Raw genomic sequence first — 24,373 nt, 5'->3', positions numbered from 1 at the left:
GGAGATGGCCGAGCGCAAAGGGGAGTCAGGCGGCCAGTGGCTGCCGCCGCTGGCGGTAGTGGCAATATGGAGGCAAAGAGGTTTACCGCCCACCCCCTCCTTTCACACCCGAATCGCCAGCTCTTTAAGCCACTTGCGCAGCCGCCAACCGCTGCAACAACGCCGAACGGCTGATGCAACGATAACTGACAGCCACAAATGCAAAGAGGCTCCGCAGAGCCTCTTTTTGTATCCGTGTCTGAACCCGACTCAGCCCAACAGCAGATAGAGCTGGTGCGCCGCCACCCCGGCACTCAAGCCGCCGATGGTGTGGGCGACGATGGCGCGGGAGGTGAGGTGGCGATAGCCGAGGGCATCGAGCATGGCGGTGTGGGTGCTCAAAAAGCCGCTCCAGCACATCCCCATGGCGGTAAACACTGCCACCTCGTTACCGGTGATCCACCCCTTGGCGATAAAGGGGGGCACCAGCGACATGGCGGCGCCGACCGCACCAAGCGAGGTGGCCGGGAAGGCGATCAGTTCAGGCTGCTGGAAGCCAAACAGCAGGTCAAACAGCCAGCCTACCTTGCCAGCCAGCACCGGCAGCAGGGCAACGCCCTGAAATGCGTCGCCGGTATAGCCCTTGTCGCCCGGGCCGAAGGTCAACAGCATCACGAAGGTACTGATGATCAACACCCCGGGGATCACCGCCATCCCCAGCTCCACGCCGGATTTGCCACCATCGAGCAGCGAGTTGAGGATCCGCAACCAGCCGGGGGCGACCTCTTTGCTGACTCCTGCCTTGGGGCTGTTGCCCGCAGGCTGGTTATCGATCAGCACTTCCCCCACCAAGGGGCGGATCATCCGCTGCATCAGTCTGGTAGAGACCACCGAGCCCACCAGAGCGCCCAGCAACCCGATCAGCGCCGCGCTGGCAGTGGATTCCCCCCCCGGCAACTGCAGGGTGGCCATAAAAGTGACCACGATCAGCCCCATGCCAAAGGCGGTGCCGAAGTTGGTGAGCGACACCAGTTGCCAGGGGGTGAAGCCCTTACGAAAGCGGCGATCCCTGGCGAGGCTGATCACCGCCGGATTGTCGGAGAAAAAGGTCATCAGGGCCGCCAGCGCGGTGCGCCCTGGCAGGCGGAATACCGGCTTCATCAGGGGGGCCAGCAGCACCTCCAGCAGGCGGATCACCCCGAACTCGCTAAGCAGCTGACTGAGCGCACCGGACAGTACGGTGATCCCCATGATAAAGAGCACGGTATTGAGCAGCAGCTGGTGGGCGGTATTGAACAGGGTATTGACCATGGCAGAGAGGCCCATCTGGCTGCCGAGGTAACCGAACAGGCTGCCGAGAATAAGCAGCACCAGCACGGGCTCAAGCCACTCGCGGAGGGTAGCCAAGCGCCCCTTTGACTCTATAACAACTTGATTTTCCATATCTATCCTGCCGTCATTCTGTGCGTGTGTGGTTGTTGTTATGGTAAAAACGATATCGGACCAATGAAAAAAAGCCCTTGTCTTGCGACAAGGGCTTTTTAATTGGCTCCTCCTGCTGGGCTCGAACCAGCGACCTGCGGATTAACAGTCCGTCGCTCTACCGACTGAGCTAAGGAGGAATTATTAGTGGTGCCCAGAGACGGAATCGAACCGCCGACACGGGGATTTTCAATCCCCTGCTCTACCGACTGAGCTATCTGGGCAAATGGTGCCGGCTACCGGAATCGAACTGGTGACCTACTGATTACAAGTCAGTTGCTCTACCTACTGAGCTAAGCCGGCACACTTTAAACCATTGTGCATGAACGAATTTTTATTTCATGGCACCAAAATTGGTGCCCAGAGACGGAATCGAACCGCCGACACGGGGATTTTCAATCCCCTGCTCTACCGACTGAGCTATCTGGGCGTGGCCGCTATTAAACGGATTTTAAGGCTGGTGGTCAACGGGAAATTTCACTTTTCGTCTCGTTCGTCTTTTTTTTGCGCAACATCGTCCATTTCTGCCACTTCTCCGGCGCTGGGGCGGCCTTTTCGCCCCCAGACTCTGGGTTCATCCCCCTTGAGCAGGCGGGAGATGTTCTCGTGATGGCGGATCAGAATGAGGCAGGAGAGCAGGGAGACAGGCAGGGTATATTCGGGTTTGAGCAGGTAGGTAAAGAGCGGCGTCAGCAGCACGGTAATGATGGAGGCCAGCGAGGAGTAGCCGCTCACCAGCAGCACCAGCAGCCAGGTGCCAATCACGGCGCCCCCCATGGTGAAGCCAATGGGCATCATGGTGCCCAGTGCCGTGGCAACCCCTTTGCCACCACGAAAATGAAAGAAGATGGGGTACATATGGCCGAGGCAGGCGGCGACCCCGATAAAGCCGAGGTAGACGGGTTTGATCTGCAGATACCAGGCGAGATAGACGGGCACAGTGCCCTTGAGCACATCGAGCAGCAGCACCACCAGTGCCGCCATCCGGCCACCGAGGCGCAGCACATTGGTGGCCCCCGGATTGTGGGAGCCATGATCCCGCGGGTCGGGCAGACCACTGCAGCGGGAGACCAGCACAGCACTGGATAGTGAACCACCCAGGTAGGCCAGAATAATCATCAAAATCGTCAGGGCCGTCATCTTGGTCGTTTTTACCACGATATGAATGGGGTATGATGCGGGCCACATACGCTGGCCTGGACCTTTGCCCAACCAGACAGCCTCGGCAAGCATGTCGCCCGGCCAGCATCCCTGCGCTGTCATCACAGCCCATCAAGAGTAAAGAAGAAGTACAGTCATGGACAAGGTGTTTATTCGCGGACTCGAAGTTTTGACTACCATCGGTGTATATGAGTGGGAGAAGGGCATTCGCCAGAAACTCCGGTTTGACCTCGAGATGGGGTTCGACAACCGCCCCGCGGCAGCAACCGACGACATCAAGCTGGCACTGGATTATGCCGACCTCTCCAACAAGATTTGCGAGCATGTCACTGGCAAGGTGGTCGAGCTGGTCGAGACCATGGCCGAGCAGGTCGCCATGCTGGTGCTCGCCGACGAGCGGGTGCAGTGGGTCAAGGTCACCCTCACCAAGCCGGGCGCCGTGCCCAATGCCGCCGGGGTCGGCGTCGAGATCCTGCGCCATCGCACGCCAGCCGCGAGCAGTAACTGATGACCCGCATCTATATCAGCCTGGGCTCCAACATCGAGCGGGAGCATCATATCCGCGCCGGGCTCGATGCCCTGCACGCCGAGTTTGGCGAGCTGCGGGTCTCCCGGGTATTCGAGAGCGAAGCGGTCGGCTTCAACGGCCGCCCCTTCTACAACTTGGTGGCTGCCGCCGAGACCGATCTGCCGCTGGCCACCGTCTGCCAGCGACTGCGGGCCATGGAGTTCGCCCACGGCCGCGAGCCGGATGCCAAGAAGTTCGCCCCACGGACCCTGGATCTCGATCTGCTGCTCTATGGCGATCTGGTCTGCGACACCCCGCTGGTGCTGCCGCGCGGTGAAGTGCTCACCAACGCCTTCGTGCTGTGGCCGCTGGCCGAGCTGGCCCCCAAACTGCGCCATCCCGTCGATGGCCGCACCATGGGCGAGCTGTGGCAGGCCTATGACAAGGCCTCCCAGCAGCTCTGCCCCATTCCCTTTCACTGGGAAGCGTGCGAATTGCAGCATCACTGATCCACAAGGGCGCCTCACGGCGCCCTTGTTGTTTGCACCGACAGGGTTACTTATCACGGATAAGAAAGTGTCATTGGGCCTGACCCTGCGAGGCTGGCAGGATAGCGCCCACTACAGGAGAACCCCATGCCACTCGATACCATTCACCATTTCAACTGCCAGCTGCTGGCCGAACTGCCCCACCAGCGCTATGAGCATGAACCCATCCTCGACTACGCCACCGACGAAAAGGTCAAGGCCCGCCTCGGCTGGCAGGCTGAGTTCAGCAAGACCCTGTTTCTCAAGTTCAAGGATGGCCGCTTCGCCCTGCTGCTGACCCACAGGGACGGGCGGCTCGACAACAAGGCGGTCAAGGCTGCGCTCGGTGCCAAGCCCTCCATCTGCACCGCCGAAGAGATGCAGGCGGAGATCGGCTGCCTGCCGGGGGCGGTCTGCCCCTTCCTGCCCCGCGCCGATATTCCGTTACTGGTGGACCCGCAACTGCTCAACCACACCGCCTTCACCTGGACTCCTGGCCACCCGGAGCAGACCTTTCTGCTGGCGACCGAGCATCTGGCCGAGGTACTGGTGCAGCTCCCCTGCGAGGTCAGCTATCTGCCCGCACCGACGGCGTAGCCCCATCACGCGCCAGCTGGGCGAAGATGAGCGCCGCCAGCATGGAGAGCAACCCGACACAGAGGTAGGTAAGGTGGAACCCGGCCAGCCACTGGCCCTCGGCCGCTAAGGTGCCCGCTGAGGTACCCGCCGAGAAGAGCCCGAGCAGGCTGGCGGCAATCGCCACCCCCAAGCTCATGGAGAGCTGCATCACCACCGAGAGCAGACCGTTGCCACTGCTGGCCAGGGTCGGGCTGAGATCTTGCAGCGTGAGAGTGTTCATGGCGGAGAACTGCAGCGAGTTGATGGCGCCGAAGATCGCCAGCCAGCCCAGCAAGACCCCGTAGGGGAGCTGGTTGTCGATAAAGTAGAAGCTGGCGATCACCGCCCCCAGCAACAGGGTGTTGCCGATCAAAATGCGGCGATAGCCCACCTTCGGAATAAGCTTGTTCACCAGCGTCTTGGTCAGCATGGCGCCAATCACGGTGGGGATCATGGTCATCCCCGCCTTGCTCGGGGAGAAACCGAGCCCCAGCTGCAGAAACAGCGGGGTGAGGAAGGGCATGGCGCCGCTGCCGAGGCGGGCAAACAGGTTGCCCCAGATCCCGATGGCAAAGGTGGCGGTCTTGAACAGGTTCAGGCTAAAGAGCGGCTGCTGTGCATTGGCGGCATAGAGCCAGTAGCTCGCCATCGCCGCCAAGCCGAAGATCAGTGCAAACAACGCCCAGCCGGTGGCGATGCTGTGCTCCCCCAGCCCCTGCAAGCCGACCGACACCAGCACCATGCCGACGCTGAACATCACAAAGCCACGCCAGTCAAAACGCGCGGTCTGCTGCCGCAGCTCCGGCATAAAGTGCCAGCTGGCGATAAAGCCGAGCACTCCCACCGGCAGATTGATGAGAAACACCCAGTGCCAGCTCGCCACTTCCACCAGCCAGCCTCCCAGTGCAGGCCCCATGAGCGGGCCCAGCAAGCCCGGAATGGTGACGAACGACATCACCCGCAGCAGCTCGCGCTTGTCATAGACCCGCAGCACCGCCAACCGCCCCACTGGCATCAGCAAGGCGCCGCCAATCCCCTGCAACACCCGGGCCGCCACCAGCATGGAGAGGGTGTTGGATAGGGCACAGGCAAGGGATCCCAAGGTAAACAGCGAGATGGCCAGCAAATAGATCCGTTGGGTGCCGAACCTGTCTGCCAACCAGCCGGACGCGGGGATCAGCAACGCTACCGTCAACATGTAGGCGATGATCACCGACTGCATCTGCAGCGGGCTCTCCCCCAATGTCTCTGCCATGGTAGGCAGAGCCGTGTTGAGAATGGTGCCATCCAGCGCCTGCATAAAGAAACCGACCGCCGCCAGCAGAGGCAGCCACTTGCGCTGGGCATCTGTCACTGTGTGGCTCATCGCCACCTCCATTATTTCCGAGGGGGAGCTGCGGCGGCCAGAAAGAGATCGACACAACTCAGGGTCCAGCCATCCTGCTCGGCGGCACTCTGGGTCAACGGCAGACCCAGCTCACGGAGCATCCGCTCCTTGCCCTGCCACATCAGCAACAGCTGCAAGGCGGCCTGTTCGCTGTCTTGATGGCACAGCAGGCCTTGCTGCTTCTGCTGCTCCAGCCAGTTGGACAGCATCTTGGTCACATAGAGCGGGCCCGCCTCGAAAAAAAGGGTGGCCAGCTGGGCATCGTTGCAGCTGATGCAGGTGCGAAAGATATTGATGGCATCATCGCTCAGGATCAACTTGCGAAAGCTGCGGCCAAAGGCAATCAGACTCTCACGCACATTGTTGCCACGCAGCAACACCTCCGGCATCAGCTCGCTGCTGACGCACTTGCTGCCCACCGCCTCGGCAAACAGCGACTCCTTGTTGGCAAAATGGCTGTAGACCGTCTGCTTGGAGACGCCCGCTTCACTGGCTACCATGTCCATGCTGACCAGATGCAGACCGTGCTGACAGAAGAGCCGCCCGGCAGCATCGAGGATCGCAGCCCGCTTCTGCTGACTACGGGGTGAAATGTTCATTTTTCCTCCACAATCAAACTGGACAGTCTAGTTTCGAAAAACTAGACTCACCGGTGTGATTTGATGTTATGTCAACCAGAGGATGATGTCATGACACTTTGCTTAATCCTGCTGGCGCTGTTACTGAGTGGCTGCAGCCCGGTCACAGAGTCAGAAGAAACACCCGCCCTGACCCGGGTGATCGCCCAGCCGCTGCAAGCCAGTGATCACTACCCTATCTTGCACCGCTTCAATGGCCGGGTGATCGCCCCCGAGCACAGCCAGATAGGCTTCGAGCTGGCTGGGCGGATCGCCACCCTGCACAAAGGGCGAGGTGAAACGGTAGCGGCCGGCGAACTGTTGGCCACACTGGATAACCGGCTGCTGGAAGTGGAAGCCAAAGAGCTGGCCGCCCGGGCCGCCCAGAACGAGGCCGAACTGACCCTTGCCCGGCAGACGCTCGAACGGCTCACAGCCCTGCGCCAGCAGCAGTTCAGTTCCCGTCAGGCGCTGGATGAACAGCAAGGCAAAGTCCGCATGCTGGAGGCAAGCGCCAACCAGCTGGCCGCCGCCCTCGAAGCCAACCAGGTCAAACAGGAGAAATCTCAGCTACGCGCCCCCTTCAACGGGATTGTGGTCAGCCGCGAGCAGGCATTAGGGGCCGTGGTGGCCGCAGGCCAGCCTCTCTTCTCCCTGACCCGCAGCGGCCAGTGGGAGGCCGATATCGGTGTGCCGGTGAAACAGGCCGAGACACTGATCGTCGGCCAACGCTATCCCCTGCAAAGTGGCGAGCTGTCGCTGGAGGGGCGCTTGCTCAATCTCGGCGTCCAGGTGGATGGCCAGACCCACACCCGCACCGCCCGCTTCCAGCTGACCCGGGGCGGTGAACAACTGGCAGAAGGGCAACTGATCACCCTGTTGCATCAGACCCGCGAACCCACCCGCGCCTACGAGGTGCCGCTCACCGCGCTGACCCAAGGATTGCGCGGCAGCTGGACCCTCTATCTGCTCAACGATGAAACGCCACCCCGGGTGGTCAGTCGGGACGTCACCCTGCTGCAGCAAGATGGCGAACGGGCCTGGATCAGTGGTGCCCTGAACGGACAAGAACAGCTGGTGACCGATGGCCTGCATAAACTGGTGCCGGGTCAGCAGGTCACCCTGACAACCAGCGTGGGTCATCAGGTGGTGCATCCGGAGCCACAGTCATGATCCGCCCGTTTATCGAGAATGGTCGCCTGCTGCTGTTGACGGTCGCGCTGCTGCTGACGGCCGCCCTTGCGGCATTGCAGACCCTGCCCAGAACCGAAGACCCCCAGCTCACCAGCCGTTTTGCCAGCGTGGTTACCCACTTCCCCGGGGCCAGCGCCGAACGGGTGGAGGCGCTGGTGAGCGAACCCATCGAGAGTCGGTTGCGGGCCCAAAGCGAGATCAAGCTGATCGAGTCGAGCTCTCGCCCCGGCCTCTCCATCATCAATCTGGAGCTAAAGGATGAGGTCAGCGAGGTTGAGCCCGTCTGGTCAAGGGTGCGTGACCGGCTGGCAGATCTCACCCCTATGCTGCCAAGCGGCGCCACGGCGCCTCAACTGGATGACGAGAAGGGCTACCCCTTCACCCGACTGGTTAATGTGATCTGGCGTGGGCCAGGCCAACCACAGCTGGATCGCCTCGCCCGCTACAGTGCTGAGCTTGAGCGCCGGGCTCGCCAGCTGCCCGGCACCGAATATGTGGAGCGGACCGGAGCGCCACAGGAGGAGATCGAAGTCCGCTTCGATCCCCTCGCCCTCAGCGCCAGCGGCATGAGCAGCGAGCAGCTGGCCCATGCGCTGAGCGGCGCCGATGCCAAGGTGGCCGCCGGAGAGTTGCACGGCGATCACAATCGCTTCCAGGTGGAGATCCGTGGCGCTCTGGATACCCTGGCGCGGATCCGCCAGATCCCGCTGCGCACCGGGGAGCAGGGCCAAACCTTGCGCCTTGGCGATCTGGCAGAGGTGCGGCGCACCCTGCACCAGCCGGAGAGCCAGCTGGCTTTTGCCAACGGCGAACGAGCCGTGGTGGTCGGCCTGCGCATGGCACAGGATCACCGCATCGACCTCTGGTCGGCACGGGTCGACACCCTGCTGGCCGAGCTGCAACAAGACTTGCCGGATAATATCGGCCTCGTCACCAGCTTCGATCAGCAGCGTTATACCGATCAGCGGCTCGACACCCTGCTAATCAACATTGTGCAGGGCTTCCTCATCATAGTGGCCGTGCTGCTGGTGACCCTGGGGGTCAAGGCCGCCATTATCGTGGCCCTGTCGCTGCCGCTCACCGTGGCCTTCTCATTCGCCTGCATGAACCTGATCAATCTGCCCATTCACCAGATGTCGGTCACCGGTCTGGTGGTGGCGCTCGGGATCATGGTGGACAACGCCATTGTGATGGCGGATCGGGTGCAGTATCAGCGCCGCCACGGCATGGCCATGAGTGCCGCCGCACTGGAGGCCATCGGCCACCTCTGGCTGCCACTGCTGGGCTCCACCCTCACCACCATGCTCGCCTTTATGCCAATCATTCTGATGCCGGGCCCGGCGGGCGAGTTTGTCGGCGGTATCGCCTGGGCGGTGATCTGTTCGCTGCTGGGATCCTACCTCATCGCCCACACCCTGGTGGCTGGCCTCGCAGCCCGCTGGATTGGCAGTGACCAGGGGGGACGCTGGTATCAGGATGGCTTGCACCTGCCCCGGGTGAGCGCCCGTTTCCAGCAGAGCATCGCCATGGCGCTGGCTCACCCCTGGCGGACCCTGCTGCTGGTCAGTCTGCTGCCCCTGCTCGGTTTCTGGGTGGCGGGCCGCCTCACCGAGCAGTTCTTTCCGCCCGCTGATCGGGACATGATCCACATCGAGGCCAGCCTCTCCCCACAGGCGAGCCTGGCGCGCACCCGCGAGCTGGCGCAGGGGATCGCCGCCGAGCTGGCCAGCCTCCCCGAACTGGTTCGTCAGGACTGGGTGGTGGGCGACAACGCACCCAGCTTCTACTACAACCTGGTGCCCAGAAAACAGGGGCGGGCCGATTACGCCCAGGGGATGATCACTCTGCAGGATGCCGATGCCGCCGAGCGGCTCATTCCACAACTGCAGCAGCGGCTCGATGCAAAATTTCCCGAAGCGCAGATCCTGGTGCGCAAGCTGGAACAGGGGCCGCCTTTCAATGCCCCGGTCGAGCTGCGTCTGTTTGGCCCCGACCTTGAACAGCTGCACCGTCTGGGAGAAGAGCTTCGCAGTCTGCTCGCCAATACCCCGGCCGTGGTGCAGACCCGCGCCACCTTGCAGGCCGGGGCACCCAAACTCTGGTTGCAGGTCGATGAGGAGGCGGCCCAGCTGGCAGGCATGAGCCTGACCGATGTGGCCTCCCGGCTGGCGGGGGCGCTGGACGGCAGGCTCGGCGGCACAGTGCTGGAAGGCACCGAGTCAATCCCGGTTCGGGTGCGGCTGGCCGAACCTTTGCGTCAGGATCCGGATGCGCTGCTCAATGCGCCGCTGTCGCTCACCGGCACCGGCCAGCAAGGGGCAGCCAATCTCACTTTGCGGGCACTGGCCACTCCCGAGCTGCTGCCAAGCTGGGGGGAGATCAGCCGTCGGGATGGTGAGCGGGTCAATGTGCTGGAGGCCTATCTGGCGGTCGGCGTACTGCCGCAAACCGTGCTGGAGCAGGTCAAAGAGAGGCTGGCCGCCAATCCGCTGGCGTTGCCGCCGGGCTATCGACTGGAGTTTGGCGGGGAAGCCGCCAAGCGGGATGAATCGGTGGGCAATCTGATGGCCCATGTCAGCCTGGTCGCCGTGCTGCTGGTGGCCGTGCTGGTGCTCAGCTTCAACTCGTTCCGGCTGGCGGGCATCGTTACCCTGGTGGCGATCCAGTCGGCGGGGCTCGGGCTGCTGTGGGTCTGGCTGCTGAGGTACCCCTTCGGGTTTACGGTGATCATCGCCCTGCTGGGACTGATGGGGCTGGCCATCAACGCCGCCATCGTCATTCTGGCCGAGCTGAAGGCAGACCCGCTGGCACAACAGGGCAATCTGCCGCAGATCCGCGATCTGGTGGCCGGTTGCAGCCGCCACATCGTCTCGACCACCATCACCACGGTCGGTGGCTTCATCCCGCTATTGCTGGGGGGCGGCGGTTTCTGGCCCCCCTTTGCCATCGCCATCGCCGGTGGCACAGCGCTGGCGACCCTGCTCTCTTTCTACTTTGTGCCGGTGGCGTTTATGCTGTGCAATCGTCGCCGTCCTGACCCGGTGCAGGAGGGCAGCAACGCGCAAGATCAGTTGTCGGGCTGACCCAGCATGGCCTTGAGCCGCTCTTCAAGGGTGGGCTCGGGAGCCTTGAGGGTCGCCATAAAGAGCTGCTCGATACCGGCCTTGTCCTGACTCTTGACGATAAACACCAGTCGGGACTGGGCCTTGCCCTCCGGCCAGTCGCCCAGCGCCTGCAGCGGATAGAGCTGGCCGTGCACCCCGTGGATCACCACCGGCTGGCTCTCCCCTTCCAGCTGCAAGATCCCCTTGAGGCGCAGCAGCGCATCACCGTATTGCGCCTGCACAGCATCGATGGCAGCCAGCAGGCGAGAGGGCTTGAGCGGCTCGCCGATACGCAGGGAGAAACTCTCGATGTTGCCGTGCTCGAAGTGGGTCGGTGCCGCCGTGCCCACCTTGGCGGCGAACGGTTGCATCTTCGGCTGCATGGGTGACGCCAGTCCCTGCTTGGGGGATTCGGTGCGCAGCCAGGCCAGCAGCTGGCGCACATCGCGCCCCGCCGCCTCGTTGTAGGCCCCCAGCTTCTCCAGCACCTTGGGCGACAGTTCGCCATTGGTCACCCGCTGGAGCGGCGCCGCCGGATTGAGGGCCGCCAGCTGGGTTTCGACCCGAGCCAGCTGCTCGTCATCCACCAGATCGCCTTTGCTCACCACCAGCAGATCCGCCAGCGCCACCTGTTTCACCGCCTCATACTGGGCCGCCAACTGCTGCTCGATATAGCCGGCATCCACCACAGTAACGGTGCCATCGAAGCGGTAGCGCTGGGCGATAAAGCCCTCTTCGCGCAGGGTAAAGAGCACGGGAGCAGGATCGGCGAGGCCAGTGGTCTCGATAATCAGCCGCTTGAACGGTTTGATCTTGCGCTGGATGGCCTTCATAAACAGCCCCTGCAGCGCTTCCACCAGAGAGCCCTGCACCGAGCAGCAGATGCAGCCGGAGTCGAGCAGCATCACCTGCTCATCCACCTGTTGCACCAGATGGTGATCCAGCCCCACCGAGCCGAACTCGTTGATCAGCACGGCGCACTCGCCAAGCTCCGGCTGCTTGACCCAGTGGTTGAGCAGAGTTGTCTTGCCGCTGCCGAGAAAGCCGGTCAGCAGGGTCACTGGGATCCTGGAGTCTTGCATATCGGTCATATCGATGACTTCCCTCTGGTCGGCAGAGTGATGAGTGCGCGGGTATCTTGCATATCGGTCATGTCAGCTCCTTACCGGTTGGCAAACAGGTCGCTGAGCCAGCGGTTTTCAAAGCGGCCGTGGGGGTCGAGTTCGGCTTTCAACGCCACAAAGTCGTGCCAGCGCGGCAGCAGGGCCGGGAAGTCATAGAGATCCATCGCCAAATGCTTGCCGAAGTGGGGGATGCCGCCAAGCGGCGCCAGCAGTTGCTGCAGCTCGCGCATCTGCTCCATGGAGCCGTTGACGAAGGTGCCGTCCGCCGCCAGATAGACCAGAAAACCGATCCAGCAGACCGGCTGGCCATAAGCGGCGCTAAGCCAGGCCTCGGAAGGGCCGGTACAACGCAGGATAAAGGGGTAGTGCAGCACGCCCGGATTGGCCTGCTGCCACGCTTGCAGGGTCTCCAGCGCCTCGTTCATGCGATGCAGCGGCACCGCCACCTCACAGTTGATCTGGGGGGCCGGGATCCCTTTGCAGAGAATTTGGTAGACGTTGCCCACCAGATCGGAGGCATCCTTGAAGCGGCGCACCGTCTCGAAGTGCTCACCCGCCAACGCCTCATCCTTGGTGTCCTTCGCCATCTTCTGCAGGGTGGCGTCAATGGTGGCGTTCATGCGGGCGTCGATATCGCCATCCAGCAGCAGCGGTTCGCTGCCGCCGGCGCGGTAGCGGGCAACCTCCTCCTCGGAGGCGGGATCCACCAGCCAGATGTGGCTCTCGCCGGTCCAGGCAAACCACCAGCTCTTCACAAAGCCGTGCTCACGGTTGAGCCGCTCGTTGTGCTCCAGGAGGAAGGGGTAATCGGTGGTGAACTTGGTGCAGCGCATGATGCGGTTGGGCACGGTGCGCAGGGTGACGTCGAGCAGGATGCCGAGCATCCCCATCCCCATCACGAAGGCGCCGAAGCGCGGATCGGTGCGATCCACCCGGATGATATCGCCATTGGCCTGCATCACCGTCATCGCCTCCACCGCATCGCAGAGGGCAGACTGGTGCAGCCCCTGACCGTGGGTGCCGGTGCTGAGGGCGCCGCCCAGGGTCTGGATACCGATGACACCGGGGGATGCGGGCAGCATCCGCGCCATGGCGATCAGCTCGGCATAAACGGTATCGAGCGGCGTCCCCGCCTGATAGGTGACGGTATCGGCGGTTTGCGCCAGCTGGCCGCGCAGGTGGTGCAAGTCCACCAGCAGCGCCTGACTGCCTTCGGCATAGACGCTGTGAATGGGTTCAAAAGAGAGGCCGGAGCCGATAAGACGCAACTTGCGCTCGGGGTGTTCCCGCAGCAGCGCTTGCAGCTCGTCGCGGGTTTTCGGGCGCCACACCTGATCCAGCGCCCCGAGGGGGTTGGTTCTCGACCAGTTGAACAGCACCTCCCGATTGTCGATCGCCTTGATGCTGTGAAATGCCTGGAACTGAACCGTCATACCGCGCCTCATCGTTTACTGACGTCAAAATGAGCGCCGATTCTACCGAAAAGCGAGCCACAAGGCATGAAAAACAAGCCCCTGCACTCAAGCAGGGATAGCGGGAACGCAGGCAGCCCCCTTCCTGACAGGCGCTTGGCTGCCCCTCTGTCACGGATAAATCAAATCTCGTTTGACGTGCGGCACACCACGTCAGGCTGCCGGCTCTGTGCCTCTTCCGGCAGCTGCTCCTCGCAGAACTGGCGCAGCGGCATGGGGCGGGCAAACAGGTAACCCTGCAGATAGTCGACCCCTTTGGCCCTGAGGTAGTCCGCCTGATGCTCGCTCTCCACCCCTTCCGCCACCAGCGCCAAATCGAGCCGGATCGCCAGATCGATCACATTGTCGACGATATGCTGGGAGAGCGACTCGGTCCCGATCCCGCTGACAAAGGACTGGTCGATCTTGAGGTAATCCACCTGAAACTGCTGCAGGTAAGCCAGGCTGGAGTGGCCGGTGCCGAAGTCATCGATGGCCAGCTGGACTCCCAATTCATTGAGCTGCTTAAACAGCGACAAGGTCTGGGGAGTGGCCACCAGCAACTCTCGCTCGGTCAGCTCCAACACCAGTACCACCTGACCCGGCGCGAAATGTGCGAGGAAACTGCGACACTCGGCGAGCAACCCCATATCGTTGCAATGGGCCGAACTGATGTTGAAGCCGATATGAAATCCGTGGGGTATATGCTGACGCGCTTTACCAAGCGATCGGGCCACCTCTTTCATGGCCAGGGCCGTCATCGGCACAATGAGGCCACTCTCCTCCGCCTGAGGGATAAAAAGATCCGGGCGGATAACCCCTGCCGTCGGATGGTGCCAGCGCATCAGTACCTCGGCCCCCATCACCCGCCTACTCTCCGATACCACCAGCGGTTGCAGGTAAGGCACAAATTCCTCGTTACGCAGGGCACGTTCCAGCTCACTGATCGGCGAGCGGGGCCGTCCCAGCAACCACCAGATACACAAGGCAAGACCCAGAGAGAAGCCTGTCAGCAGCAGAATAACCCACTGTTTCTCCTGCCACAGAGAAGGCCAGAGCGAGGACATGTCATGTCCCGCATAGATGGCGAACGGATAGCGAGAGGAAAAGACCTGGTGACTGGCGAGGGTCGGCAGGGACACAGCCCCATTGCTCAGCACCTGCTCGTCATCCAACCATTGGTCCCCCACATGGAGTAGCCGCCTGCTGGTGTTATCACCGGTTCTCAACAGAAGGTGCAGATAATCGCCATCGATGCTGCTGACCACCGCCCCGTGCAGCTCCTGGCTGCTCTTCAGGAGCAGCACGGGGTGGTCGGCACGCACCTGACTACCCGACGCCAGGCGCAAGCGTCCGTCGACGTAAGCTTCCCGGTTAAAGGACCAATGAACGGCACCAGACAAGGAGTTGCAGTAAACCACCCCCTGACTCAATAGATTAACGGTACGCACGAAGGGCACCAGCGCAGCCTGTTGGCGCATCGCAGGCAAGGCCTGTTCGCATGGCTTGCCGAGCAAGGGCTCAAGCGCCTGATTGGCGTCTTGTGCATGGGACAACATGATCTCCAGCAGAGCGACCGCCCGCTGGGCGGACTCCTTGGATTGGCGCTCCAGTGTCTGCATATGGCTGTTGTATAGCACCCAGAGGCCCAGATAAAGCGTCAGACCAAACAGCAGCAGGGAACAAACAAGACGTAGCCAAGGACGGGAGAAATCGAAGTTGGGCAACGCTATCGGCATAAAGTGAGCTATATGGTGCAAATAAGATGGTTCAATCTAATTGGCGACGGGACCGGAAACAAACAAATACAACACACTTAACACAAAATAGCCGTTTTTGCGCTCTTGGCTGTGCGCAGTGCCAAGAAACAGGAATAAGGTACTGGGGACTCGGCATAATGCGGCAACCCCTATTTCTGACCGTTTGGGTTTTCGCACCGACCCGTTCGGACACAGTGAATAAGCACCAATGAGTTTACTGTCGCTCCATCAACAAGCCTCAAACTTGACTTGCATCCCTCGGCGTTATCGCTGCAATGAAACATGCCGCGTCGAGACGCGGCATGCTGATTCGGTACCGAATTGGTGCTCCGTTAGAGGCTGTTTATACCGCCTGCTGCAGGATCACCGAATCCGCCTTCTTGGTGTAGGAGGCGATCTCGTTGAAGTTGAGGTAGCGGTAGGTGTCGGCCGCGGTGGCGTCCAGCTCCTTGGCATAGTGCAGGTACTCTTCCACGGTCGGGATCTTGCCGAGGATGGCGGCAACCGCAGCCAGTTCGGCAGAGGCCAGGTAGACATTAGCCCCCTTGCCCAGACGGTTCGGGAAGTTACGGGTAGAGGTGGAGACCACGCTGGCCTCATCCGCCACACGTGCCTGGTTGCCCATGCACAGGGAACAGCCCGGGATCTCGATGCGGGCACCGACGCGGCCGAAGATGCCGTAGTAGCCCTCTTCGGTCAGCTGGTCCTTGTCCATCTTGGTCGGCGGGGCGATCCACATGCGAGTCGGTAGCTGGCCGCTGAACTTGCCCAGCAGCTTGCCGGCGGCACGGAAGTGGCCGATGTTGGTCATGCAGGAGCCAATGAACACCTCGTCGATCTGGTCACCGGCCACACTGCTCAGCAGACGGGCATCGTCCGGATCGTTCGGCGCGCACAGGATAGGCTCCTTGATGGTGGCCAGATCGATCTCGATGATCTCGGCGTACTCGGCGTCCTGGTCCGCCTCCATCAGGGTCGGGTTGGCCAGCCACTCTTCCATCCCCTTGATGCGACGGGTGATGGTGCGCGGGTCGCCGTAGCCTTCACAGAGCATCCATTTCAGCATCACGATGTTGGACTTCAGATACTCGATGATCGGCTCTTTATCCAGCTTGATGGTGCAACCGGCAGCGGAACGCTCGGCGCTGGCGTCCGCCAGCTCGAAGGCCTGCTCCACCTTGAGGGTCGGCAGCCCTTCGATCTCGAGGATGCGGCCGGAGAAGATGTTCTTCTTGCCCGCCTTCTCGACCGTCAGCAACCCCTTCTGGATGGCGGCGTAGGGGATGGCATGAACCAGATCACGCAAAGTGATGCCCGGTTGCAGCTCGCCCTTGAAGCGCACCAGCACGGATTCTGGCATGTCCAGCGGCATCACGCCGGTGGCGGCGGCGAAGGCCACCAGACCGGAGCCCGCCGGGAAGGAGATCCCGATAGGGAAGCGGGTGTGAGAGTCACCACCGGTACCCACGGTATCCGGCAGCAGCATGCGGTTCAGCCAGGAGTGGATGACGCCATCCCCCGGACGCAAGGAGACACCGCCGCGGTTCATGATGAAGTCCGGCAGGGTGTGGTGGGTCTGCACGTCGACCGGCTTGGGATAGGCGGCGGTGTGGCAGAAGGACTGCATGGTCAGATCGGCGGAAAAGCCGAGGCAGGCGAGATCTTTGAGCTCATCTCGGGTCATCGGGCCCGTGGTGTCCTGGGAGCCGACCGTGGTCATCTTGGGCTCGCAGTAGGTGCCCGGGCGGATGCCCTGCACGCCACACGCCTTGCCCACCATCTTCTGGGCCAGGGTGAAGCCCTTGCCGGTGTCGGCCACCGGTTGCGGACGGCGGAACACCTCGGAGTGGGACAGACCGAGCGCCTCACGAGTCTTGTCGGTCAGGCCGCGGCCAATGATCAGCGGAATACGGCCACCGGCGCGCACTTCGTCGATCAGCACGTCGGTTTTGAGTTCGAACTGCGCCAGCACCTCGTCGGTGCCGTGCTTGCAGATCTTGCCGGCGAACGGGTAGATGTCAATGACATCGCCCATCGCAAGCGCAGAGACGTCCACCTCGATGGGCAGGGCGCCGGCATCTTCCATGGTGTTGAAGAAGATGGGGGCGATCTTGCCGCCGAGGCAGATGCCGCCGGCACGCTTGTTGGGCACGTTGGGGATGTCGTCGCCCATGAACCACAGCACCGAGTTGGTGGCGGATTTACGGGAGGAGCCGGTGCCCACCACGTCGCCCACATAGGCCAGCGGGAAGCCCTTTTCTTTCAGTTCGTCGATGGTCTTGATGGGACCTATGGTGCCGTCCTTGTCCGGGGTGATGCCGGGACGGGCCATCTTCAGCATGGCCAGGGCGTGCAGCGGGATATCGGGACGGGACCAGGCGTCCGGAGCCGGCGACAGGTCGTCGGTGTTGGTTTCGCCCGGCACCTTGAATACGGTGACGGTCAGCTTCTCGGCCAGGGCCGGACGGGAGAGGAACCACTCGGCATCGGCCCAGGATTGCATCACCTGCTTGGCGAAGGCGTTGCCGGCCTTGGCCTTCTCTTCCACGTCGTGGAAGGAGTCGAACATCAGCAGGGTGTGGGAGAGGGCCTTGGCGGCCAGCGGAGCCAGGGCAGTGTCGTCCAGCAGGTCGATGAGCGGCTGGATGTTGTAGCCACCTTGCATGGTACCGAGCAGGGTGACCGCTTCTTCGCGGCTCAGGATGGGGGAGCTGGCCTCACCCTTGGCGACAGCGGTGAGGAAACCGGCCTTCACGTAAGCCGCTTCATCAACACCGGGGGGAATGCGATCGGACAACAACTCTTTCAGAAAGCTCTCTTCGCCGGCGGGAGGATTTTTGAGCAGCTCGACCAGGGCGGCGACTTGCTCAGCGTCCAGAGGTTTGGGAACCACTCCCTCGGCAGCACGTTCTGCGACGTGTTTACGGTAGGTTTCAAGCACGACTAATTCCTCTTTGGTCTTTTTTTGGGGTTCGCCCGGGCTCGCGGCGATCATCCTTGCAGGACACCCCGTAGGGTGCTCCCCACTATATAAGTTTTAACGACTAATTAAAATCCAAACCCTGTTTACTTATTCATCACAAAAACGTAACCAACTAACCAGCCTGATATTTTTTGAAAATTAAAGGGGCACCACCAACCAGAGTTAACAAAATGGCATCAACTTGGCATTATTCGAACGTACTGCCCAATTGCAGATAAAAGACATTATTGCCCCCCTCCGCCATGCCATAACCAAGGAAAATGGGACCAAGGAAGCTGTCTACTCCCACATAGACCGAGCCCGCCGTCAACGCACTGCTCATGCCGATCTCCTTTCCTTTGTTCCAGACCCCGCCCTGCTCGAGGGAGCCCCCCAGATAGAGTGGCATCCTGAGGGCACCAAAGTCATTGTCAGCCACCCGATAGATGTAACGCAGACCGCCAAACAAACTGTAACGGCCGCTTAACTGATAGCGCTGGAAACCCGACATGCGGAATAGCCCCCCCAGATCCTGCACAAACAACGGGAACTCTTCCTGAGAGGTGGAGCCCCCCCCTTCCAGTAGCAGGTTGATACTGTGTCTGCCCCAAGACCATGGCTTGATCATCGCCAAGTGATAATTGACCCCCTCATAGCGATCATTGATGTCACTACCGTTATCCAGCCTGGCGGTGGAGTAACCTCCCTTGAGGTCCCAGTAGGCGCCATAGTAGGGGAAGTAGCGGCTATCGAGGGTGTCGTGTTCGAAGCGGGAATAGGGACCCCAGGAGAACGCATCGACCTTGGTATCGGCCATATTGCTAATGTCAATGTTGCCGATCTTCCCCTCCAACCCGAGCGAGAGGCGGCTCCAGGGCTGACGATTCCAGCCCACCGCCAGATCGAGGTTGGTGAAGTTGTACTCAGAATCGATATAACTCACCCCCTCCACTGTACGCGTCTCCTCGGGCATGAAGATACGACGATCGGTCTTGTCATAAGCCAGGCTGACCTCACCGAAAAAGGTCTGGGAAGGCTCCAGCGGGGAGTAGAAGTTGGTCTTGAAGTGTTTGGCGGTACCGAGCGATGCCTCGGTCAACCACTCGCCCCCCCAATCGTTGACATTGGTCATGGCATAGGACATGCCGACGTTGTAGTTGGAGTTGTTCTCGAAGTCATCGGTGAAGCCAAACTGAAAGTTGAGGTAGCCGGGCCCCCAGTGCTTCTCGTTGGCATCGACCACCAGCACGTTTTCCCCCTCTCGCTCCTCCACCTCGTAGGTGATGCGATCGAACGACTCCAGCGCATAGAGCCGGCGAATGCCTGCCTCCAAGCTCTCGTTGGTCTGGATCTTGTCGGGATGCACGTTCAGCATGGCGCGGACTGTCTCGTCAGAGAGGCGAGATTTGTTGAGGATCTCAACTTTGTCGATGTAGTAGGCGGGCTGACCACTACGCTCAGCGCGTCGGCTCAGTTTGAGATTACGATAATCATCGTACCCGGACTTGCTCAGGGAGAGCCGTTCAAGCTGGGCCGATGCCTTGCCAGCCGTGACCTCCCCTATCTTGATCCCCTCCGGCATGCGGTTGAAATCGGCGATCCCCATATCGCCGAATTCCGGCTCGAGCAGGATGTCGTCAGGCCCCAGCAGCACCTTCTGTTTGTCGGTGCCGACCTGAGTCATGTAGGTCGTGAGCTGGTCGATCATGGCGAGCCCCGACTTGAGGTCCTCGCGGCTGCGCAGCTTGGCGCTGATGTCCACCGCGATCACCACGTCGGCCCCCATCGCCTTGGCCACATCCACCGGCATGTTGTTGACGGAGCCACCATCGGCCAGGATATGCCCCTCCCACTCCACCGGCTTGAGCGCACCGGGGATGGACATCGAGGCCTGCATCGCCTTGGCCAGGCTACCGTGATCCAGCACGAAGGGGGTCACCGTCTCCATGTCGGTCGCCATGGCTCGGTAGGGGATGGGCAGATCGTCAAAACTCCTCTGCACCGGCAGGTTCGAGGTGGCGTGCCGCAGCAAGCTGGCCATGGATTGCCCCTGGAAAAAGCCGTCAGGCAGTTGAACGGTTCCGCCATTGACCCCGATATTGGTGCGCAACTGATACTGCTCGTTCTGCTGTTTTTTGCGCAGGGATTGCTCGTTGCGACCCACCTTGTCCTGATACCCCTTATTCCAGTCGATGGCGAGAGTGGTGCGCTCCACCTCCTCGGCACTGAGCCCCATGGCGTACATCCCCGCCACATAAGAGCCCATGCTGGTACCGACGATGATGTCGACCGGGATCCGCTTCTCCTCCAGTACCTTGAGGATGCCGATATGGGCCGACCCCTTGGCACCACCACCACTCAACACCAGCGCGACCTTGGGACGGCTCCCTTCACTCGCCTGCGCCAACAGGGGAGAAAGAGCCAGGATCAGCAAAAACAGGCGGGGCCATCCCGCACGGCAGCAGCGCATCATATTGTCCATATCATTCAAGGGGATTGCTCTTCAGAATTGGCCCCTACTATAAGGGCCGAACCCATGATCGCAAACTGCATCCGCTTGGCAGGGGGGCACTCATACGGGTCATTGGTTCCATACATGCCCCCTCTCTGTGAGCGCAAGCGTAATCTGCGAATAAAGGTGGCCCTTGACTCAAGGCCATGGCCTCCCGGCCGCTAATATCAACTCATCCCATGTTCCTTTACCCGAGTCACTCCTATGCTTGCAAGCCTGACACTCAAACAGAAAATTCTGGCCACTATCACCCTGGCGGTCGTGCTCTCCTGCCTGTTGGTGGGCTACTTCAGTCAACGCTCGGCCCAGCAGCTGATCGAAAACCGGATGTTCGAGCAGGAGCTGCCCAACCTGACCCAACGGATCAGCAAGGAGATTGAGCAGGATCTCCATGGCATCGCCCAGGCCGCCCGTCAACTGGCCACCGACCGTTTCATCCTCGACTGGGTGGATCGGGGCATGCCCAAAGAGCAGGAGTCTATCCTCATCAACCAGCTCAGGGATGTGGCCAACCAGTATGGTCTGGTGACCGCCTCTTTCGCCGATCGCCAGAGTGCCGCCTACTACAACCAGGATGGCTTTCTGCGCAACCTGACCCCCGCGCAGGACGCCTGGTTCTATGACTACACCAAGAGCCAGAAGGAGATGACCCTCAGCATCTTCCGCGAGAGCAACGGCGAGGTGAAGCTGTTTGTCAACTTCCAGCAGCTCAACGGTCGCGGGCTGGCCGGCTTTGCCAAATCCCTCGACACCATGGTGACCATGGTCGCCAACTTCCGGCTGGAAGAGAGCGGCATCGTCTTTATGGTCGATGGCAGCGGCAAGGTGAAGCTGCACCCCGAGGCCAACCGCATCGAACGCGATACCCTGGGCGGCATCGCCAGCGGTGATACCGGCAGCCTGCTGGCCAGACGCCCCTTTGCCGTCATCAACGCCGAAATCAATGGCGAGCCCATGGTACTGGCCAGCAGCTATATCCCGCTGCTCGACTGGTATCTGGTGGCCCAGGTGCCGCAAGCCGAGATCTATGCCGAGCTGGATCAGACCCGCAACGAGATCCTGATGATCTCGCTGGTGATAGCACTGGTCATGGGGCTGATGGGGATGCTGCTGGCGGGCTCGGTCAGCCGTCCGCTCAACGAGCTGGCTCGCCTGTTCAAGGAGCTGGGCAGCGGCGATGGGGATCTCACCCAGCGCCTCAAGGTGGAGGGGCATGATGAACTGAGTCAGGTCGCCACCGGCTTTAACAACTTCGTCGCCAAGATCCACGGCTCCATCGAGCAGGTGGCAGAGAACTCCCGCCAGCTCGCCGACACCGCCAACGAGGTGGCCAACAAGGCGCAGCTGACCCGGCACAACTGTACCGCCCAGCGTGACCGCACCGTGCAGGTGGCCACCGCCATCCACGAGATGGGGGCCACGGTGAGCGAGATCGCCGGTAACGCTTCGCTGGCAGCCGACGTCGCCAGACAGGCCAACGATCAGGCCGATGCGGGGGCAGTGGTGGTGGCGCAGGCACGCCACGGCATCGTCGGCCTCTCCGGCGAGATTGAGCAAGTGGCCGGGGTCATCGAGTCGCTGGCGAGCCAGACCGACTCCATCGGCAGCATCCTCGACACCATCCGCAGCATCTCGGAGCAGACCAACCTGCTCGCTCTGAACGCCGCCATCGAGGCCGCTCGCGCCGGTGAACAGGGTCGCGGCTTCGCCGTGGTAGCGGACGAGGTGCGCAATCTGGCAAACCGCTCCGCCGCCTCGACCGCCGAGATCCAGGGGATGATCAACCGCTTGCAGGAGCAGAGTGCCCGTGCCGTCAGCGCCATGGCGCAGGGGCGCAACCAGAGTCTGGAAGTGGTGAGCCAGGCCGATGAGGCCAACGCCGCCCTCGGCCAGATCACCGCCCACATCACCCAGATCAACGACATGAACATCCAGGTCGCCACCGCCACCGAGGAGCAGTCCAGCGTGGTCGGCGAGATCAACCGCAACGTGGAGGATATCAACCAGCTCACCATGGAGACCGCCGACATCGCCCACCAGCTGACCGAATCCAGCCGCAGCCTGCAGCAACTCTCCGGTCAACTGGACAAGCTGGTCGGCAACTTCCGCCTGTAGCCTGTCACCTCACTCCTGAAGACTCACCAGAGGGCGCTGCGGTGCCCTCTGTCATAGCCACGGCAAACGGTGACGCACGGCCATTGCAACGCCGTTATGCGGCTCTCGAAATGCCTCATAATCAGGGAAATATGAGGAGGAGGAGTTATGGGCAAGCTGATCGTAATGATATTGCTGGGGGGAGTGCTCTCCGCCTGCAGCAGCGGGCCGGTGCGGGTACACGGGGCGGATGTCAGCGTGGACGATACCCGGATCCGGGTCAGTGACGGCAGTGGCGGCGGTTATGGCACCTTCTGCCCCCCCGGTCAGGCCAAGAAGGGGCGTTGCTAACCTCTGCACCAAAAACAAAAAGCCGCTCATTCGAGCGGCTTTTTTATGCAAGGGGGGAAGAAAATTACTTTTTCTTCTTGGCCTTGGCGTTCGGCAGGTCGGTGATGGAGCCTTCAAACACTTCGGCAGCCAGACCCACAGACTCGTGCAGAGTCGGGTGGGCGTGGATGGTCAGCGCGATATCTTCGGCGTCGGCACCCATCTCGATGGCCAGACCGATTTCACCCAGCAGTTCACCACCGTTGGTACCCACGATGGCACCACCGATGACGCGGCCGCTCTCCTTGTCGAAGATCAGCTTGGTCATACCGTCAGAGCAGTCGGACGCAATGGCGCGGCCGGACGCCGCCCACGGGAAGGTGGCGACTTCGAAGTTCAGGCCCTGTTGCTTGGCTTCCTTCTCGGTCAGACCCACCCATGCCATCTCTGGCTCGGTGTAGGCGATGGACGGGATCACTTTCGGGTCGAAGTAGTGCTTCTTGCCGGCGATAACTTCAGCGGCAACGTGACCTTCATGAACACCTTTGTGGGCCAGCATCGGCTGACCAACGATGTCACCGATGGCGTGGATGTGCGCCACGTTGGTACGCAGCTGCTTGTCCACCTCGATGAAACCGCGCTCGGTCACGGCAACGCCTGCTTTCTCGGCATCCAGCATCTTGCCGTTCGGCACACGGCCTACGGCAACCAGCACGTTGTCGTAGCGAACCGGCTCGGCCGGGGCGTGCTTGCCTTCGTAGGAGACGTACAGGCCGTCTTCGCGCGCTTCAACTGCGGTGACCTTGGTCTCCAGCATGATGTTGAATTTCTTGGCGACGCGCTTGGTGTAGATCTTGACGATGTCTTTGTCGGCAGCCGGAACCAGCTGGTCGGCAAATTCCACCACGTCGATCTCGGAACCCAGAGAGGAGTACACGGTCCCCATCTCCAGACCGATGATGCCGCCACCGATCACCAGCAGTTTGCCGGGCACGGTTGTCAGCTCCAGCGCATCGGTAGAGTCCCATACGCGGGGGTCGTCGTGCGGGATAAACGGCAGCTTCACCGGGCGGGAACCGGCGGCGATGATGGCGTTGTCGAAGGTCACAGTGGTCTTGCCATCTTCCCCGGTCACTTCGAGCGTGTTCGGGCCGGTAAATTTACCCAAGCCGTTAACAACCTGAACTTTACGCATCTTGGCCATGCCAGCCAGGCCGCCGGTCAGCTGGGTGATCACCTTCTCTTTCCACAGACGCACCTTGTCGATGTCGGTCTGCGGTGCACCGAAGACGATGCCGTGCTCGGCCAGCGCCTTGGCTTCTTCAATCACTTTGGCGACGTGCAGCAGCGCCTTGGAGGGGATGCAGCCCACGTTCAGGCAGACGCCACCCAGGGTGGAGTAACGCTCGACGATAATCGTATCCAGACCCAGGTCGGCCGCACGGAAAGCAGCGGAATAACCGGCAGGGCCAGCACCCAGTACTACGACCTGGGTTTTGATCTCTTTACTCATCATGACCTCTTTGTCGTTCTTATATCCCCGGACAGCGCAGTCTTATGCCT

Annotated in this window: 17 protein-coding genes and 4 tRNA genes; 7 read left to right on the top strand and 14 right to left on the bottom strand. The window is 61.4% G+C overall.

The window, feature by feature from the left end:
* Positions 1-249: 249 nt before the first annotated feature.
* The 6 genes from BN1125_RS11600 to plsY all read right to left on the bottom strand — a co-directional run bounded on the left by BN1125_RS11600 (position 250) and on the right by plsY (position 2,601).
* Entirely contained in the window at positions 250-1,422 is a 1,173-nt protein-coding gene (locus BN1125_RS11600) for a CD0519/CD1768 family membrane protein (RefSeq protein ID WP_042012441.1), read from the bottom strand.
* Positions 1,423-1,525: 103 nt separating this feature from the next.
* Positions 1,526-1,601 (bottom strand) — tRNA-Asn (locus BN1125_RS11595).
* Positions 1,602-1,609: 8 nt separating this feature from the next.
* Positions 1,610-1,685, bottom strand: a tRNA-Phe gene (locus BN1125_RS11590).
* A gap of 3 nt (positions 1,686-1,688) precedes the next feature.
* Positions 1,689-1,764, bottom strand: a tRNA-Thr gene (locus BN1125_RS11585).
* Between the two features lie 51 nt (positions 1,765-1,815).
* Positions 1,816-1,891: transfer RNA gene (locus tag BN1125_RS11580), tRNA-Phe, on the bottom strand.
* 47 nt (positions 1,892-1,938) lie between these two features.
* Entirely contained in the window at positions 1,939-2,601 is a 663-nt protein-coding gene (plsY, locus tag BN1125_RS11575; protein WP_042012477.1) for a glycerol-3-phosphate 1-O-acyltransferase PlsY, read from the bottom strand.
* Between the two features lie 157 nt (positions 2,602-2,758).
* On the opposite strand from plsY, the gene folB reads away from it, so the two are divergent.
* From folB to BN1125_RS11560, 3 genes are all read left to right on the top strand, one after another.
* Positions 2,759-3,130, top strand: a complete 372-nt coding sequence (gene folB / locus BN1125_RS11570; RefSeq protein WP_042012440.1) for a dihydroneopterin aldolase — start codon at positions 2,759-2,761, stop codon at positions 3,128-3,130.
* Complete coding sequence (gene folK, locus BN1125_RS11565; protein ID WP_042012439.1) at positions 3,130-3,639, top strand: 2-amino-4-hydroxy-6-hydroxymethyldihydropteridine diphosphokinase; 510 nt, start codon at positions 3,130-3,132, stop codon at positions 3,637-3,639. The genes folB and folK overlap by 1 nt, the downstream gene beginning before the upstream one ends.
* A 126-nt stretch (positions 3,640-3,765) precedes the next feature.
* Entirely contained in the window at positions 3,766-4,254 is a 489-nt protein-coding gene (locus BN1125_RS11560) for a YbaK/EbsC family protein (protein WP_042012438.1), read from the top strand.
* Here BN1125_RS11560 and mdtD read toward each other — a convergent pair.
* Together mdtD and BN1125_RS11550 are read right to left on the bottom strand one after the other, a co-directional pair.
* Positions 4,226-5,641 (bottom strand): multidrug transporter subunit MdtD, encoded by a 1,416-nt coding sequence (mdtD, locus tag BN1125_RS11555; RefSeq protein ID WP_042012437.1) that lies wholly within the window; start codon positions 5,639-5,641, stop codon positions 4,226-4,228. The two genes, BN1125_RS11560 and mdtD, sit on opposite strands and share 29 nt — an antisense overlap.
* Positions 5,642-5,652: 11 nt before the next feature.
* Positions 5,653-6,261, bottom strand: coding sequence for a TetR/AcrR family transcriptional regulator (locus tag BN1125_RS11550; RefSeq protein ID WP_042012436.1), 609 nt, complete (start codon positions 6,259-6,261; stop codon positions 5,653-5,655).
* Positions 6,262-6,351: 90 nt separating this feature from the next.
* Between BN1125_RS11550 and BN1125_RS11545 the strand changes: the two genes are divergently transcribed.
* Positions 6,352-7,452 carry an efflux RND transporter periplasmic adaptor subunit gene (locus tag BN1125_RS11545; protein ID WP_042012435.1) on the top strand — a complete coding sequence of 367 codons (1,101 nt, stop codon included), beginning with the start codon at positions 6,352-6,354 and terminating at the stop codon, positions 7,450-7,452.
* Complete coding sequence (locus tag BN1125_RS11540; protein WP_042012434.1) at positions 7,449-10,556, top strand: efflux RND transporter permease subunit; 3,108 nt, start codon at positions 7,449-7,451, stop codon at positions 10,554-10,556. The genes BN1125_RS11545 and BN1125_RS11540 overlap by 4 nt, the downstream gene beginning before the upstream one ends.
* Here the strand turns inward: BN1125_RS11540 and BN1125_RS11535 are convergent.
* From BN1125_RS11535 to BN1125_RS11515, 5 genes are all read right to left on the bottom strand, one after another.
* Positions 10,541-11,668, bottom strand: a complete 1,128-nt coding sequence (locus BN1125_RS11535; protein WP_042012433.1) for a CobW family GTP-binding protein — start codon at positions 11,666-11,668, stop codon at positions 10,541-10,543. The two genes, BN1125_RS11540 and BN1125_RS11535, sit on opposite strands and share 16 nt — an antisense overlap.
* A gap of 71 nt (positions 11,669-11,739) precedes the next feature.
* Positions 11,740-13,134, bottom strand: coding sequence for a D-arabinono-1,4-lactone oxidase (locus BN1125_RS11530; RefSeq protein WP_042012432.1), 1,395 nt, complete (start codon positions 13,132-13,134; stop codon positions 11,740-11,742).
* Between the two features lie 161 nt (positions 13,135-13,295).
* On the bottom strand, positions 13,296-14,891 hold the full coding sequence (locus BN1125_RS11525) for an EAL domain-containing protein (RefSeq protein WP_042012431.1): 1,596 nt from the start codon (positions 14,889-14,891) through the stop codon (positions 13,296-13,298).
* A gap of 364 nt (positions 14,892-15,255) precedes the next feature.
* Entirely contained in the window at positions 15,256-17,853 is a 2,598-nt protein-coding gene (acnB, locus tag BN1125_RS11520; RefSeq protein WP_042012476.1) for a bifunctional aconitate hydratase 2/2-methylisocitrate dehydratase, read from the bottom strand.
* Between the two features lie 229 nt (positions 17,854-18,082).
* Positions 18,083-20,344: a patatin-like phospholipase family protein gene (locus BN1125_RS11515; protein WP_042012475.1), complete on the bottom strand. Its 2,262-nt coding sequence runs from the start codon at positions 20,342-20,344 to the stop codon at positions 18,083-18,085.
* A gap of 246 nt (positions 20,345-20,590) precedes the next feature.
* Here BN1125_RS11515 and BN1125_RS11510 point away from each other — a divergent pair, with 246 nt between their 5' ends.
* Both BN1125_RS11510 and BN1125_RS11505 read left to right on the top strand, forming a co-directional pair.
* Positions 20,591-22,501 carry a methyl-accepting chemotaxis protein gene (locus BN1125_RS11510; RefSeq protein WP_042012430.1) on the top strand — a complete coding sequence of 637 codons (1,911 nt, stop codon included), beginning with the start codon at positions 20,591-20,593 and terminating at the stop codon, positions 22,499-22,501.
* 147 nt (positions 22,502-22,648) lie between these two features.
* Positions 22,649-22,831, top strand: coding sequence for a hypothetical protein (locus tag BN1125_RS11505; protein WP_005341657.1), 183 nt, complete (start codon positions 22,649-22,651; stop codon positions 22,829-22,831).
* A gap of 64 nt (positions 22,832-22,895) precedes the next feature.
* Here the strand turns inward: BN1125_RS11505 and lpdA are convergent, their stop codons facing one another.
* A complete protein-coding gene (lpdA, locus tag BN1125_RS11500; protein WP_042012429.1) occupies positions 22,896-24,323 on the bottom strand; it encodes a dihydrolipoyl dehydrogenase in 1,428 nt (475 codons plus the stop codon).
* Positions 24,324-24,373 lie beyond the last annotated feature (50 nt).

Source organism: Aeromonas fluvialis, from assembly GCF_000819885.1.
Taxonomy (GTDB): Bacteria; Pseudomonadota; Gammaproteobacteria; order Enterobacterales; family Aeromonadaceae; genus Aeromonas; species Aeromonas fluvialis.
Note: the sequence above shows the minus strand (reverse complement) of the source record. Positions and strands in the feature narration are given on the sequence as shown.